Source organism: Dyadobacter fanqingshengii (assembly GCF_023822005.2).
GTDB classification, from domain to species: Bacteria; Bacteroidota; Bacteroidia; order Cytophagales; family Spirosomataceae; genus Dyadobacter; species Dyadobacter fanqingshengii.
Genome location: NZ_CP098806.1, coordinates 851,723 through 867,733 on the forward strand (window position 1 = coordinate 851,723; position 16,011 = coordinate 867,733).

Sequence of the window (16,011 nt, forward strand, 5' to 3'; positions counted from 1 at the left end):
GGTTTCCCCGTTGCTTGCAAATGATTTGTTTAGATTTTCACTTTTGAAAAAACATACAGCGTTTCTGTTGCGATCTGCTTGCAACGCTCATCATATTTCACTGTTTCCTGCGGCGTACCGTCAAAGGCTTTCGGGTCATCATACGGAACAGCAACCCGGGCGGTAGAACCTTTAACAACGGGGCAAGCTTCATCCGCCTGGGAACACGTCATGATAGCGCAGAAATCACTTTGGGGGTTGCTGGCTTCGTCATATTTCTTAGAGAATGCTTTTACAGGTTCAGTATCGGCCCCATAACTTACATGATAGACCGGGTTTTTGCCCTCTGATGTTTTGGTGATCTCAAAACCGGCCCTTTCGCAGGCAGCTACCGCCCTTTCATTGAACGCAGTGGCCTCTGTGCCGCCGGAATAGGTTTTTACATTGGGTATATTATAGTAAGCGCCAGCAACTGCTGCCCAAATCTGACCGAAATGGCTACGTCTGGAATTGTGGGTACAGATGTAGGTGAGCTGTACAGGCTGAGAAGCGTTTACTTGCTTTTGGATAAATGCAGCAATCTTGTCAAGCTCTTCTATCCGGTCCAGGGGTATTTTCGAGAAATTGGCTTTGACTGTTTCAATGTATGCGGACAGCTTTGGGTTAAGGGCCTTTTTGTCATTAAGATTGTCAGAGGACGAGGCGGCAGCAGTGGTTATAAGGGTCATAATTAGTAAATTGATCAGGTTCATGTTTATTAAAGTCATTTACAGTTAAATATCAATCGTAAAGATACGATAGATTTTATCATACCAAAAAATTATCGATCGTAATATTGCAATTAGTAATTTGCCTTATATATTTGCATCATGGGAGTTACGAAAACGGAGATATTTACTGAGGAGCAAAACCGGGTTGCGGATTTGGCCAAGGCGTTCTCGCACCCGGCCAGGGTTGCGATCCTGCAATTGCTGATCGCCAGGCAGTCCTGTGTGTGCGGAGATCTGGTTGATGAGCTCGAACTGGCCCAGGCCACAGTTTCCCAACACTTGAAAGAGCTGAAACGGATCGGGATCATTCACGGTGAAATCAATCCGCCACGTGTTTGTTATTGCATCAACCCCGTTGTGTGGGAGGAAGCACAAAAAACTTTTGGAGCACTGCTCAGCACTTATGCACTCACCACATCCTGCTGCAATTAGCAGGGTATTTTTTTGAGCATATTAATCGTAATATTACATTTAACCAATAGAAGCCATGAGCCAATTGAATCCGATGACATGGGGTGATTTCAAAAACACCCTCGAACAAAATCCAGATTTGCACCTGCAATTCCAATATGAGGAAGGCAAATTTGTCGATAGTTCCTACCACATTACCGAAATCAAGCAAGCCCCTATTGTATCGGTAGACTGCGGCGGGCAAATGAACAGCTGGACAGAAGTAATTGTGCAACTCTGGGAGCCTTCGGTGAAAGAAGCAGACCGATCGATGAAAGTTGGTAAGGCGCTAAAAATTGTGAACTTGGTTGAGAAAACCTTGCCCCTGAATCCAAATGCAACTGTTAAGATCGAATTTGGCAATTCAAAGCTTGATACACGCCAGATGTATCCGGGGGAATTTATTTCCGACGGCGAAGCATTTACGGTTAACCTGGTTCCGGATTTCACGCAATGTAAGGCGCTTACCCGCAACCAAAGCTGTGGCACAACGTCAGCAGAAGCGTCATGCTGCGCGCCTGCTCCTGCAAAACAAGAATTGGAATTAGTAACCTCGGATGGGGTCAGCTGCCAGCCCGGCTCCGGATGCTGCTAATCAAATAATAATGATTTGGACCAGGAGTAATTTCAATTACGCTTAAATTTTCAACAAAGTATAAGTAAGTCGCGTATACAATCTTGTAGATGAAATATTCAACTAACAACGTCGTCATGACGGATCAAGATGAAACGACTGCTTTGCCTTGCTTTAATCAGTTTGCTCGTTGCTTCCTGCAATCGGGTCGAAAAGCCTGACAAGCAGGTTGAAAAGCCAATTAAATACGGGTCAAATAATGGCAAGTATGCAACAATACATGCTAAGAAAATTTATTACGAGGAGTACGGGCAGGGCATTCCGTTGCTGCTCTTGCATCAGGGGCTTGGCTCGATCGAAAACTTAGCCGGCATTATACCAGAACTCTCCAAACATTACAGGGTTATTGCGCCTGACGCCCCGGGGCACGGCCGTTCCGAGCACGCTGATAGTTTAAGTGGCGAACTGCTGGCGGAGTATTGTTCGCAGCTGATCGACCAACTGAAACTGGATAGTGCTTATGTCATGGGTTGGAGCACGGGCGGAAACACATCGCTATTACTTGCTGCAAGCAGGCCCGACAAAATAAAGAAAGTGGTGAGCGGAGCTTCAAACTCGAAATCAAGCGGACTGACTGATGATGCGCGCAGCCTGTTAAAAGAATATACCATTGAAGCGGTTAAGGAGGACAAGGATTGGTTAGAGAACTATCAACGGATGAATCCCGAACCTGAAAAATGGATTGAATTTTGGAAGGAAAATCAGAAAATGTGGGAAAGGGAGATCAAGATCCCGGATAATAAGCTCGCCGGAATCGACGTGCCGGTGTTATTGATTCGTGGTGACAGGGACATGATCAAACTGGATCACACGATATCAATGTTTGAGGCGCTCCGCCATGGACAATTATGCATTTACCCCAACGTGGGACACGAAATGCCAGACGAAAAAGGGGAAATGCTATGCAGGATCGCAATTGATTTTCTGAACGAAAAAAGTTCGCCCAAATAATGTCCGGTCCGTCTTATGATCTCAGGATCTATTACACTTCATGGTGTCTTGCTTTTCCGGGCCTTATACGCTGTCGGAAGCATGTTGAACTTGGCTTTAAAAGACTTTGCGAAATAATTGGGTGCTGTAAATCCGGTCATATAAGAGATTTGCGAAACGCTCAGATCACTGCTTTCCAATAGCAATGCTGCCTTTTCAAGTTTAATGGAACGGATAAATTCAATGGGCGTTTGTCCGCTCATTTCTAGGACTTTGCTATATAATGTTCCCCGGCTCATGCCTACGTGCTTGCTGAGATTTTCAACACTTAGCTGGGATGTGTGCAGGTTTTCTTCAATGTAGGATAGCATGTCTTTCAACAATTTTTCCTGGCTGGATTCCATTTGCGGAGCCTGGCCCGAAACCTGGATATGACGGGAGTACACGCCTTTTAACAAACGGTTTAGCAGAATCAGATTGTTAATTTTAGCATTCAGAATGTCGAAGTTAAATGGTTTGGTCAAATAATCATTGGCTCCTGAGTTGAGGCCTTCGAGTTGTTGCTGCTCGCCGGTGGAGGCGGTCAGCAAAATGATCGGAATGTGTTTGGTGCGTTTGTCTGATTTGATTTTCTGGCTCAATGCAATGCCGTCCATTTCGGGCATGGCCACATCACTTACAATGAGTTCAGGATGATGGCTCAGCGTTTTTTGCCAGCCTTCTTTCCCACTACTGGCTTCAATGACTTGATAAAACGGCATCAGGCTTTCTTTCAGATAATGCCTGAATTCATCATTGTCCTCAATGATCAGCACATTGGACGGATCTCCCAAATTGGCCTTTTCCGATCTCGCAAAGCCATTTTCCGTATCAGTAAGCGTCTTAGGCGCTGTTGCAGGTTGCTCAACCACTGGAAGAAGTGGCTCCGCAACAGGAAGCTCCACCGTAAAAGTGCTGCCCGCGCCAGGCTGACTGTTGACACTTATTTTTCCCTGATGCAACTGAACAAACTCGCGTACAATCGATAAGCCGATGCCACTGCCCTGGTTCAGGACGGTCAGGTCTGTATCGCTTTGGAAAAACCGGTCGAAAATTTTCTCATGCTGGTCTTCCGCAATGCCAATTCCGTTGTCCGAAATGTTGATTTGAAGCCAATGTTTTCCCTCCAAATCCATTTGCTGCCATACATGCAAAGCCACCTCGCCGCCCTTTGGGGTAAATTTAAATGCATTGGATAGCAAATTGAACAAAACCCGTTCGAGCTTATCCGCGTCAAAGTCCATGGCAAGCTGATCGAGCGAGCTTTCAATTTTAAACAGAATTCCTTTTCGGATGGAAAGGTCGCTGAACTGGTCGCAAGTGTCTTTGATAAACAAAATAATATCCCGCCGTTTTAAATCCAGCTTCACTTCCTGTTCCTGCATATTTTTAAAATCCAGCAACTGGTCTACGAGGTTAAGCAGTCGTTTTGCATTGCGTTTAATGGCATTCACCGGCGGGTGCAGCTCAGTGGATTTGGTTTTGACGAGTAAGTTGTCAACGGGAGCCAAAATCAAGGATATGGGCGTCCTGAACTCGTGACTCAAATTGGTTAAAAATTTGATTTTCATCCTGTCCAGTTCCTGTGCCCGCTCCACTTCTGTGCGCTGTTGCTGCTCTTTGAATTGTCTTTGCAGCTTCTGAATCCCGCGGCGCCGCATATAGTATACAACCGCAAATGGCGTGAGAATGTAAAAAATGTATGCGTAAATGGTCAGATAAAATGGCGGTTTGACGATGACAGCCACCGACTTCGTTTGCGGGCTCCAGTTAATGCCGTCTCCACTGGCCTGCACTTCAAAAACATATTCGCCCGGGCTCAAATTGGTGTAACTGGCAAAGTTGGTAAGCCCCGTTTCGTTCCATTCAGATTGCATGCCCACCAACCGGTGCCGATAATGCATTTGTTTCGGATTTGTATAATCCAGCGCGGCAAAGCCAATCGAAAAATTCTGTTTGTAATCCAGGCTGATCGTCTTGGCAACAGCAATATGCGCGTCAATAAAGTTGGAATCCGCAGGTGTAATGCTGCGGTTACCAATTTTCAGATCTTTTAAAATAACAGGTGGAATGCGCTTGCTATTCGGCAAACTGCGTGTGTCAATATAGTTGAATCCCGCAATGCCACCGAAAAAAAGCGTGTTATCGGCAGTGCGGATGCCCGAGCCAAGCACAAACGTTCTGTCCTGAATGCCATTATAAGAAGTGTAGTTAATGAATTTTTTATTTTTCAGATCAAAATAGCTGATCCCCTGATTGGTACTCACCCAAATCCGCCCTTGCGCATCTTCAAGAACTTTGTTTATAATATTGCTGGCCAGTCCTTCCTTTGCTCCGTAAGTGATAAATTTTTTAGTGCGCGGATTGTACAATGCCAATCCTTCACCGGACGTTCCGGCCCAGATATTGCCTTTCTTGTCTTCCAAAAGGGAAAAAACAATGTTCCCGGGCAGATCACTGCTTTGCCGGTCGAGCAGCACTGATTTTCGTGTTATCGGATCAAAAACCGCGATGCCGGTCCCATGCGAAGCGATCCAAAGTTTTCCTTTGTTATCGATGTGCATATCCCGGATGTAACCATTGAGTGGAATGGTTCGCTGAAAAGCCGGAACACCCGCGTCGTGGAGTCTGGTGAAGCTTTTGGTTGCAGGATCAAACAAGTTCACACCGCCGCCATTGGTCCCCACCCATAACTTGCCCGATTTATCTTTCTCCAAACAAAAAATCTCGTTGTTGCTCAGGGTTGAAGAATCTTTTCCTCTCAAATATTGCGTATAGCTGCCCGTTTTGGGATTGAACTGAAAAAGCCCGTCCTGAAATGTCCCGATCCATAACTCGTTCGCAGCACCCAGTTCCAAGGTCAGAATTGCGAGCCCGGATGCTGCATTTTTATTTTTTGGATTAATGGGAAACTTCTTGAAGAGATTGGTTTGCCGGTTGTACAAGTTCAGCCCTCCGCCGTCTGTGCCCACAAACAACTCGCCTGATTCTGTTTGGGCAAAAGACGTAACAAATGGTGCGCTCAAACCGTAAGGATCATTCACATCCGACCGCTTCAAGCCGAAAATCGCCAGATTTTTATCATACTTATTGACGCCGCCCTTGTAAGTGCCGAGCCAGCAAATGCCTTGATTATCAAACAGGATGCTCCGCACCGATTTGTTGCTTAAACTAAACTGCGTCCGTGCATCCGGGCCGTAGCGCGTAATGTTGCCGTTTTGGGTATCGAGCCTGTTTAGGCCCGCATCAGTACAAATCCACAAGTGCCGGTCATTTTCGAAGGTAACCGCAAACACCATATTGGTGCTTAGGGAATTCTTGTCATTGGGTTCATATTTAAAATGTTTGAGGATCTGTCCATCTGCATTCAACTTGAACACCCCGCTGAATGTGCCAGCCCAAATGTTCCCTTCGCGGTCTTCCACTATGGACTTTACAGTTCGTGCACCCGCTTCGTCGGGCAACGATTGCAGGTAATTGATATATTCTTCACTTTTATCGTCCGGATCAATTTTGAACAGCCCGTTTCTGGCTCCGATCCAAACCCTTTTTTTGTTAGCTATCACAATGCTCAGGATCATTCCTTTTGAAATCTGATCAGGCATGTTGGGTCTGGATGCAAATGTGCTGATCTGATGGCTTTCCGGGTCTACATTGATTAACCCCGCTGTTGTCCCAACCCAGAGTTTTCCCGTGGCATCGCTCGTAATGCTGGTCACGCTGTGCGGGCTGGGAAAGCTTTCAAAAGAATCTTTTCTTCGGTTATAAAGGTGCAGCCCGCCTTCGATTGTGCCGACCCAGATCCGTCCTTTGCGATCCTGATGCAAGCAGGAAATGTCATTGGATTTTAGCGAGGTGGAATCCTGCTTATTGTGACGGTACACCATCACATCTGTGCCATCAAACCTGCTCAATCCATCGTCCGTTCCAAACCACATGAATCCGTACTGATCTTTCAAAATCGCAGTCACCGTGTTGGACGACAGTCCGTCCGTTGAGGTCAGCGATGTGAATTTGGGTTCAGCAGGCTGCGCCCATGCAGCCAATGTCGCTGCACAGCATGCAATCACCAGGCAGACTAAACGGAATGTGAGCAAAATCTCTGAACGCATGAATGTAATGGGGTTAAATACAGAGGCCAGGACGAAAGTTATCCCAAAAATGCAAGTTTGTCCCAGAATCAGGCATTTTTTTGGCCCATTTGAACAATTGTATCCTTAATATGAACAAATGTGCTCACAGCACGGTGCCTCGCTGCGCTACTTTTGTCGACAATAAATCAAATAATATCTGGAAAAAGTGATGTAGTGATAGTGGGGACAAAAGCCAAAGCTACACCCAAAATAAGTATTGTCAAATTGACACTTTCATTAAAACACCAAGATGGCACCATGATTCAATTTAAATTAAACATCAAATCATACACAAAATGCATGAACGTTTATTAACCAATAAGTTGGCCAGGATACTGGGTTTTTCAGGCCTTCCCATTTTGCTGCTCGGAGGCGTTTCGATAGATGCCATTGCCAGCAATGCTGCTCGGGCAGACTATGCCACCAGGCAGCGGTCGGCACCAGCGGCTGACATTGAAGTTACTGGAAAAGTGACCGGACCCGACGGCGAAGCGCTTCCCGGCGCCAATGTGCTCATCAAATCGACCACAAGAGGCACCAGCGCGGATCAGGATGGAAATTTCAGATTGTCTGTTCAGGATGCCGATGCGGTTCTGGTGTTTTCGCTGGTTGGTTACGCGCCCAAGGAAGTTGTTGTGGGCACGCAGCAGATTATCAATGTAACATTGGCCGTCGATAACAAGACGCTGGAAGAAGTGGTTGTGGTAGGTTACGGCGTACAGCGGAAGCGGGACGTGACGGGCTCTGTAGTTTCGGTGAGTGAAAGCACATTAAAAGAAGTGCCTGCGCCAAATTTGGTGAATCAGTTGAAAGGCCGTGCGGCCGGGGTTTCGATCATTAGTAATGGCAGCACGCCCGGTTCGCAGGGACAAATCAGGATCCGCGGAAACCGGACATTAACCACCAGTTCAGGGTCCAGCGACGGTCTTGACGGTCCGTTAGTTGTGGTTGATGGGATTCCTTTTGGTGGTTTGAACGACATTAACCCGGATGATATTCTAAGTCTGGAAGTTTTGAAAGATGCTTCTGCAACAGCTATTTACGGTTCGCGGGGAGCAGGCGGGGTAATCCTGGTTACCACCAAAAGAGGGAAAATAGGCAAGCCAGTATTCAGTTATGACGGCTATCACGGACAAACGCAGGTGATGGGCAAGTTCAATGTCATGAATGGCCAGGAATACGCACAGTTCAAAGCCGATGCAGCCAAATACAACCGGACCGCTCCCGGAACATCAGGATATTTGCTTACTCAAAAAGAGCAGGAAGCGCTCGATAACGGCGTGTCCACAGACTGGCAGGACCTGATTTACAAACCAGGCTTTATGACCAACCATCAACTGGGACTGCAAGGTGGGGTTGAAAACACGCAATATTCGCTCGGATTGGGCTATTTTAATGAGACAGGCATTATTCCAAACCAGAGTTTCCAGCGTTTCAATATCCGGGCAACCATTGATCAAAAGATCGGGAAAAATGTTAAAATCGGCCTCAATACGCTAAATACGCTGTCTTATACGGATACACCCGGCGGCGGCGGTGTGCCCGGCGGACTAGTGCGCCTTACGCCACTCGCATCTCCTTATAATGCGGATGGAACGGTCAATATATTTCCCTCGGAAGGTTCCATCGATGCAGCTGGCGTCAGTCCGCTGACGATCATGACGAAGAAAGAATCAGCTTTGGGACGCACACGTTCGATACGCACATTCAACAGCCTGTATGCGGAGGTGAATATTTTACCAGGCCTGAAATATCGTTTCAATGCAGGTCTCAATTTCAGCCAGTCCAATTACAATGGTTACAATGGCCCGCTGACCTATTTCAACACAGCAACAACCCAGGCCGGATCCACGGCCGAGATCAGTAACACCGAATATTGGGATGTGAACCTGCAACATTTGCTTTATTTCGACAAAACATTTGCAGACAAGCATAAACTCGGTTTCACAGCGCTGTACGAATACACAAAAAACCACTCGCTGGGCAGCCGCTTCACCGTAACAGGTGTGCCTGCGGATTATATCAAAACTTCTAATTTCTCACTGGCAGCAGGACAGCCGGTCGCAACTTCGGATTTCGGGAACTCGTTCTCGGAAACCGGGCTGCTATCCTATATGGGAAGGCTTAATTACAGCTATGCTGATAAATATTTGCTGACATTGACATTGCGCCGCGATGGTTCCTCAACATTGTCTCCGGCCAACCAGTATTTCAATTATCCTGCGATAGGTCTGGGCTGGAATGTGGTGGAAGAAGGTTTTATGAAATCGGCCACATTCATTTCTAATTTAAAACTGCGCGGCGGCTGGGGGATATCAGGGAACCGGAATGTAGGCGCTTATTCGACATTGGGCGCATTATCTGCGGGCTATTACAACTTCGGATTGGGCACAGCCGGGCAGCAATTGGCTTACACAGTGACCAGTTTGCCTTCCAGTGACCTGAGCTGGCAATCGACTTCGCAGGTGGACATCGGGATTGATTTTGGTTTGTTCAGTAATCGCATTACAGGTTCAGTCGACTGGTATCACCAGAAAACCAAAGACATTCTTTTATCCGTGCCACTTCCTCCGAGCAACGGAGCCGGTTCTACGCTGAAAAACTTGGGTAAAACAGAAGGCAAGGGATTGGAAGTTGCAGCCAGTTTTGAGATTGTCAGAAAGCCAAAAGGCTTCAATTGGAGCATTGATGCAACTTATTTTTTTAACAGAGAAAAAATCACACAGCTGACCACGCCGGATGAAAAATCCAACCTCGGTGCGGGATGGTTTGTCGGACAGCCGCTCTCAGTCATTTTTGATTACAAAAAACTAGGCATCTGGCAGACCAGCGACGCAGAAAACGGAACATTGGCCCAGCAAACTTCACCCGTTCAATTTGCAGGACAAATCAGGGTGGAAGATTTAAACGGGGACGGAAAAATCGACGCCAATGACCGCCAGATCCTGGGCAATTTCCAGCCTAAATGGGAGGGTGGATTGACGAGCCGTTTTAGTTTCAAAAACTTCGACGCATCTGTCGTGACCTATGCGAGAATGGGCATGAAAGTGCTTGTGCCGTATCTGACGGGTAACTCCACAGGTTCAGGAGGTTTTGCATTCTTTAATCAAAGCCGCGTAAACCAGGTGAAAGTCGATTACTGGACCGACACCAATCCAACCAATAATTTCCCAGCGCCCGACGCGAGCGGCGCTGTGGCAAACTTCGGTTCGACATTGGGTTACTATGACGGTTCTTTTATCAAATGCAGGAGCATTAACCTCGGCTACACATTTGAGAGCAATGTGATTAAAAAGATCGGCGCTGCTTCGGCCCGGATTTACGTCAACCTGACCAACCCATTCATTATCTATTCTCCATTGGTGAAAGACGATCTGGCTGTTGATCCCGAAGGAAACAGCTACGCAACGGGCCAATCGACGCTGAACCCGCAAGGTGCCAGCGACCGCGGCGCACCGGAACGTCAGATTTCGGTAAACCTGAACTCTCCGCCGGTAAGACAATTCACTGTGGGCGTCAACCTTAAATTCTAATCCGACTATGAAATCCATAAAAACGCTGATCACCGCAGCCCTGATCGCTTCTTTCAGCACAGGTTGCGAAAAAGTGCTCGAAGAGCATCCCCAATCCCAGATCGTTCCATCTTATTTCAACAGCCCCTCGGGCGTCCTCGGCGGCATTGCCGGGGTTTACAACGACATCCGCGGCCAGTGGGGAACCGAAGGTTTCACCGTGGAAATGCAGGCCGGGACTGATGAGTTTATTCAGGGTGTAAATGCCGGTGGAGGCTCCGCTTACACTTACAATGGTCTCAACAGCAGCAACTTTGGCGCTGCATGGGGCGTTGCATTTCAGGACATTAATACATTAAATGGTGTCCTTCAATACGGCGCGACCATTGATTTGCCGGAAGCAACGCGGAAGCAATATCTGGCGCAGGCGAAGTTTTTGAGGGCATTCTGGTATTTTTATCTTGTTCAAACCTGGGGCGACGTGCCACTGCACACGGAGTTTATAACCGTGCCTTCGCAAGCCGCGTCCCGCCAGCCGGCAGCAGATGTTTACGCGCTCATTATCCAGGATTTAACAGAAGCTGCGGCCGATCTGCCTAACCAACCCACGGCGCCATTCCTGGGCAAAGCGGCAACAAAACCAGTGGCGCAACTCCTGCTCGCCAAAGCATACCTGACGCGCGGATGGCTGAATAACACGGCCGCAGATTTTACCCAGGCCGCAACTATTTGCGACGACATTATTGCCAAAAAAGCAGATTATGGCCTTGATTTATGGCAGGATTACGGCGATGCATTTGTGCCCGCTAATGATTATGGTAAAGAAACCATGTTCGTAAGCGACCACGTGCTGGATCCGAAATACGGCTACTATCAGGTCGGCGGTCAGGCTGGGGGAGGCGCGGCGCAAAATCTGAGCCCTTGGTTTACCAATTGGAATTATCCGAACAATAGCGGAATCAATTCAATCAAAAATGCAGCAGGCGCTTTTGTCAACAATGGAACATCGGGCATGATCCGGGATTCGTATTACGGCCGTCCATATGTGCGGATGCGTCCGAATTCAGATAAAATAGCCACTGGGCCACGTGCTGGCAAGAACTACTTTCTGGATCAGGCATTTACGAACCGCAATGTGGATTCGCGTTATGCCAATTCGTTTTACACGGTTTATATTTCAAATACTGCGGTTACCAACCAGGCGAGTGCGGCCAACAACTTACGGGGGATCACTTACACGACCGTTCCGGGTGCGGATACTGCCGTTTGGTTGCCGGATTACGAAGTGCCTGGCGCGCCGCAATTTGTTGGCAAAAGACCATTCAAGGGCATCGTAGTGCCGCCAAGTCTTTGGAACAATGGTATTTTCCCGGCATTGAAAAAATACATGGACCCAAGTCGTGGCGCGAATTTCAATGATCCTTCCACGCGGCCAGCCGTTCTATATCGCTTTTCGGATGTGTACATGACGGGCGCTGAGGCCTATTTTAAAGCTGGGAACAACGCAAAAGCGGCAGCATTGATCAATGTGGTAAGGCAACGCGCAGCATTCAAAAAAACCAACTCCACCGCAGAAAATGCCGCTGCCGCTACGGTTTTAACCATCACCGCCGCGCAAGTAACATTGGATTTCATCCTCGACGAGCGCAGCCGCGAATTCTTTGGAGAATGGCAGCGGTGGCATGATCTTGTACGGACGCGTTCGCTCGTACGTCGGGTGCAGGAGTGGAATCAGGAAGCCGCGCCGTATGTGAAGGAATTTAATATGCTTCGCCCCATTCCCCAAACACAGATCGACAGGGTGGTGGATGGACCGAAATTCCCTCAAAATTCCGGATATTGATACAAAAAATTCAAATGATGATAAATCGAAACTTACTAGCAGGAATATCGGCATCAGTGCTGGCGTTTGGTTTGGGTGCTCAAAATGGCCTTTGCCAGGGAACCAACATAAAACCATTGGTAACCGACTTGTACACCGCTGACCCGTCGGCCCACGTTTTCAATGGAAAAATCTACATTTATCCATCACACGACATTGAGGCCGATGTGCCGCAGGATGATGAAGGCGGGCACTTTCAAATGCGGGATTACCATGTTTATTCAATGGATAAGATCGGCGGAAAGGTAACCGATCACGGCGTGGCGCTGGATGTGAAAGATGTGCCCTGGGCTGACAAACAAATGTGGGCACCCGACGCAGCATTTAAAAACGGCACTTACTTTCTTTATTTTCCTGTAAAAGACAAGGAAGGCGTGTTCCGCATGGGTGTAGCAACAAGCAAATCACCCACGGGGCCTTTCAAGGCCGAGGCTGAGCCGATGAAAGGCAGTTACAGCATTGATCCCGCCGTTTTTACGGATACAGATGGCAAGAGTTATATGTATTTGGGCGGCATCTGGGGCGGTCAGTTGCAACGTTGGCATACAGGAACTTATGACAAAACATTAATGACCGACCTGGGTAAAGGGCATGAAAACGAGCCTGCATTAAGTGCCAAAGTGGCGGTGATGAGCGATGATATGCTGTCATTTTCCGAGCCATTGAAAGACGTCCGGATCCTGGATGAAAACGGCAAGCCAATCCTGGCATCCGATACGAAACGCCGGTTTTTTGAAGGCGCCTGGATGCATAAGTTTAATGGTAAATATTATTTCTCTTATTCCACCGGGGACACGCATTTGCTGTGCTATGCCGAAGGCACTTCGCCTTACGGGCCTTTCACTTATAAAGGCGTGATCATGAACCCTGTAGAAGGCTGGACAACGCATCATTCGATTGTAGAAGTGGAAGGCAAGTGGTATATTTTTTATCATGATGCAGCACTCTCCGGGAAGACGCATTTGCGTAATGTAAAGGTGAGGGAATTGCTGCGTGACAGCAACGGCAATATCAAAACGATCATTCCTTAGCATAAAAAACTACGTTACAGCATGCATATCTGCTGCTGTAACGTAGTTTTTATCCTTTAATCAAGAAATAATTTTGTTTTATCTAAAAAACCTCATACCATTGTATTTATTAAAGTGTCATATTGACACATTAATAGCAATTCAAATTTCAGTCTTGATATGAGGAATTTTTTTTACCTGCTCTTTTTGACGGTAACTATTGCGGGTCATGCACAGTCTCCGCGTGTCCAAAAGCTTTGGTACAATACACCTTCGGGAAAAACCTGGGAAAATGCTTTGCCTGTTGGAAATGGCAGGCTCGGCGGGATGGTGTATGGCAATGTGGTGAATGAAACGATTCAGCTCAATGAACATACATTATGGTCGGGCGGACCGAATCGGAATGATAATCCCGAAGCATTGGCCGCATTGCCGGAAATCAGGAAATTGATTTTTGACGGAAAACAAAAAGAAGCAGAGAAGCTGGCCAACAAAGCCATCATTACTAAAAAATCGGATGGACAAATGTTTCAGCCGCTTGGTGACCTGCGGCTGAATTTTCCAGGCCATGAAAATTTCACCAATTATTACCGCGAGCTCGACATTGAACGCGCAGTTGCTAAAACCACTTACCAGGTCGACGGCGTCAATTACACCCGCGAAGTCCTCGCTTCCTTTCCAGACCGAGTGATCGTCATCCGATTAACTGCTGACAAGCCGGGTAAACTAGCATTCGACGCTTCCTATGCTTCTTTACACAAAAATAAATCCAATAAAACAACAACCTCCAAAGACCTTACCATTGCCGGAACGGCCGCGGATCACGATGGTGTAAAAGGAATGGTTCGCTTCAAAGGAATAGCCAGAATCAAAACGGAAGGCGGTTCGGTCATTGCCAATGACACTTTGTTAATGGTCAAGGGAGCCAATGCAGCCACGATCTATATTTCCATTGCAACCAATTTCAAAAACTATAATGATGTAAGCGGGGATGAAAATGCGCTGGCGGCTTCCTACTTGGACAAAGCATTTTCAAAAACTTACACTGCGATCCTGAATCCGCACATTGCAGCTTATCAGAAGTATTTTAAAAGGGTCAAATTTGACTTGGGCACCACAGATCTTGGCAAGTTGCCAACGGACGAAAGGCTGAAAAACTTCCGCAATGTCAATGATCCTGAATTGGTTACGCTTTATTATCAATATGGTCGTTATCTGCTGATTTCCAGCTCGCAGCCAGGCGGTCAGCCTGCCAATTTGCAAGGGATTTGGAACAACAAAATGATGCCGCCCTGGGATAGCAAATACACGATCAACATTAATGCGCAGATGAATTACTGGCCCGCAGAGCGCACAAACCTCAGCGAGCTGCATGAGCCGTTTTTGAAAATGGTTGAAGAATTATCTGAAACCGGAAAAGAAACGGCCAAAACCATGTACGGCGCAAGAGGCTGGATGGCGCATCACAACACGGACATTTGGCGTGCAACGGGCGCAATCGACGGCGCATTCTGGGGTATGTGGATCGCAGGCGGCGGCTGGACAAGCCAGCATTTGTGGCAGCATTATCTCTATCATGGCGACAAAGCCTATTTAGCCAAAATTTACCCGATCTTAAAAGGCGCAGCCACATTCTATGCCGATTTTTTGATAGAACATCCGAAATACAAATGGCTCGTTGTAAATCCGGGAAGCTCTCCCGAAAATGCCCCGGCAGCGCACGAAGGTTCCTCGCTGGACGCCGGAACGACGATGGATAACCAGATCGCATTTGACGTTTTCAGCAGCACAATCCGCGCAGCCGAGATCCTGAAAAAAGATGTAGCATTCACGGATTCCCTCAAACAAATGCGCAAACGCCTGCCTCCAATGCACGTTGGTCAGCACGGACAATTGCAGGAATGGCTCGACGATGTGGACGATCCAAACGACCATCACCGCCACGTTTCCCATTTGTACGGACTCTTTCCATCAGATCAAATCTCAGCTTACCGCACACCGGAATTATTCTCGGCCGCCCGCACTACATTGCTGCATCGCGGCGACGTTTCGACCGGATGGAGCATGGGCTGGAAAGTAAACTGGTGGGCCAGATTGCAGGATGGAAACCATGCGTTCACATTAATTAAAAGCCAGCTTTCGCCATTAGGAACCTCAAAAGAAGGAGGCGGCACTTACAATAATCTTTTCGACGCGCATCCGCCTTTTCAGATTGACGGCAACTTTGGCTGCACTTCGGGCATTACCGAAATGCTGATGCAAAGTGCGGACGGTTCCGTGCATTTACTTCCCGCGCTGCCGGATGTTTGGCAAGCAGGAAATATCGGCGGGCTGCTCGCGCAGGGTGGTTTTGAACTCGTGAATATGGATTGGAAAGAAGGAAAATTGACTAAGGTTGAGGTGAAATCAAAACTTGGTGGAAATTTGAGATTACGCACGCCTAATGAACTAAAATTGGCTGATGGTAAGGTAGTGAAAGTTGCTTCCGGGCAGAATGCGAATGCATTTTACCAAAATGAAGAAGTGGCCAATGCTGTTATTTCTCCGAAGGCAAATGCTTCTACGCCAGACTTGAAGAAAACATTCCTTTACGACATTCCGACGCAGGCAGGAAAAACTTATGTATTTGTTGGTCAGTAATTTAACTGTAATCGTTGACTAGTTCAATCTGT

General features: G+C 47.4%; 9 protein-coding genes. 7 read left to right on the forward strand and 2 right to left on the reverse strand.

Translation table 11 applies throughout. The annotated features are described in order from the left end of the window. Positions 1 to 29: 29 nt before the first annotated feature. The gene (locus NFI81_RS03490) at positions 30 to 707 is read right to left on the reverse strand and encodes a low molecular weight phosphatase family protein (protein ID WP_234614184.1); all 678 of its coding nucleotides are present in this window, start codon (positions 705 to 707) and stop codon (positions 30 to 32) included. A gap of 141 nt (positions 708 to 848) precedes the next feature. On the opposite strand from NFI81_RS03490, the gene NFI81_RS03495 reads away from it, so the two are divergent. The 3 genes from NFI81_RS03495 (at position 849) to NFI81_RS03505 (ending at position 2,784) form a co-directional block, all read left to right on the forward strand. After that, positions 849 to 1,181, forward strand: a complete 333-nt coding sequence (locus tag NFI81_RS03495; protein WP_234614182.1) for an ArsR/SmtB family transcription factor — start codon at positions 849 to 851, stop codon at positions 1,179 to 1,181. A 55-nt stretch (positions 1,182 to 1,236) separates the two neighbouring features. Beyond that, positions 1,237 to 1,794 carry a DUF6428 family protein gene (locus NFI81_RS03500; protein ID WP_234614180.1) on the forward strand — a complete coding sequence of 186 codons (558 nt, stop codon included), beginning with the start codon at positions 1,237 to 1,239 and terminating at the stop codon, positions 1,792 to 1,794. Positions 1,795 to 1,923: 129 nt separating this feature from the next. Further along, complete coding sequence (locus tag NFI81_RS03505) at positions 1,924 to 2,784, forward strand: alpha/beta fold hydrolase (protein ID WP_234614179.1); 861 nt, start codon at positions 1,924 to 1,926, stop codon at positions 2,782 to 2,784. A 38-nt stretch (positions 2,785 to 2,822) separates the two neighbouring features. Here the strand turns inward: NFI81_RS03505 and NFI81_RS03510 are convergent, their stop codons facing one another. Further along, entirely contained in the window at positions 2,823 to 6,914 is a 4,092-nt protein-coding gene (locus tag NFI81_RS03510) for a hybrid sensor histidine kinase/response regulator transcription factor (protein WP_234614176.1), read from the reverse strand. 317 nt (positions 6,915 to 7,231) lie between these two features. Here NFI81_RS03510 and NFI81_RS03515 point away from each other — a divergent pair, with 317 nt between their 5' ends. From NFI81_RS03515 to NFI81_RS03530, 4 genes are all read left to right on the forward strand, one after another. Further along, the gene (locus tag NFI81_RS03515) at positions 7,232 to 10,468 is read left to right on the forward strand and encodes a SusC/RagA family TonB-linked outer membrane protein (protein WP_234614174.1); all 3,237 of its coding nucleotides are present in this window, start codon (positions 7,232 to 7,234) and stop codon (positions 10,466 to 10,468) included. A gap of 7 nt (positions 10,469 to 10,475) precedes the next feature. After that, positions 10,476 to 12,290, forward strand: a complete 1,815-nt coding sequence (locus tag NFI81_RS03520) for a RagB/SusD family nutrient uptake outer membrane protein (protein WP_234614172.1) — start codon at positions 10,476 to 10,478, stop codon at positions 12,288 to 12,290. A 17-nt stretch (positions 12,291 to 12,307) separates the two neighbouring features. Continuing rightward, on the forward strand, positions 12,308 to 13,360 hold the full coding sequence (locus NFI81_RS03525) for a glycoside hydrolase family 43 protein (protein WP_234614902.1): 1,053 nt from the start codon (positions 12,308 to 12,310) through the stop codon (positions 13,358 to 13,360). Between the two features lie 159 nt (positions 13,361 to 13,519). After that, on the forward strand, positions 13,520 to 15,979 hold the full coding sequence (locus tag NFI81_RS03530; protein WP_234614171.1) for a glycoside hydrolase family 95 protein: 2,460 nt from the start codon (positions 13,520 to 13,522) through the stop codon (positions 15,977 to 15,979). Positions 15,980 to 16,011 lie beyond the last annotated feature (32 nt).

Bases quoted from the DNA above. Each gene is read 5' to 3' on its own strand.
- NFI81_RS03490 (WP_234614184.1), bottom strand. From the start codon at position 707: ATGACCCTTATAACCACTGCTGCCGCCTCGTCCTCTGACAATCTTAAT.
- NFI81_RS03495 (WP_234614182.1), top strand. From the start codon at position 849: ATGGGAGTTACGAAAACGGAGATATTTACTGAGGAGCAAAACCGGGTT.
- NFI81_RS03500 (WP_234614180.1), top strand. From the start codon at position 1,237: ATGAGCCAATTGAATCCGATGACATGGGGTGATTTCAAAAACACCCTC.
- NFI81_RS03505 (WP_234614179.1), top strand. From the start codon at position 1,924: ATGAAACGACTGCTTTGCCTTGCTTTAATCAGTTTGCTCGTTGCTTCC.
- NFI81_RS03510 (WP_234614176.1), bottom strand. From the start codon at position 6,914: ATGCGTTCAGAGATTTTGCTCACATTCCGTTTAGTCTGCCTGGTGATT.
- NFI81_RS03515 (WP_234614174.1), top strand. From the start codon at position 7,232: ATGCATGAACGTTTATTAACCAATAAGTTGGCCAGGATACTGGGTTTT.
- NFI81_RS03520 (WP_234614172.1), top strand. From the start codon at position 10,476: ATGAAATCCATAAAAACGCTGATCACCGCAGCCCTGATCGCTTCTTTC.
- NFI81_RS03525 (WP_234614902.1), top strand. From the start codon at position 12,308: ATGATAAATCGAAACTTACTAGCAGGAATATCGGCATCAGTGCTGGCG.
- NFI81_RS03530 (WP_234614171.1), top strand. From the start codon at position 13,520: ATGAGGAATTTTTTTTACCTGCTCTTTTTGACGGTAACTATTGCGGGT.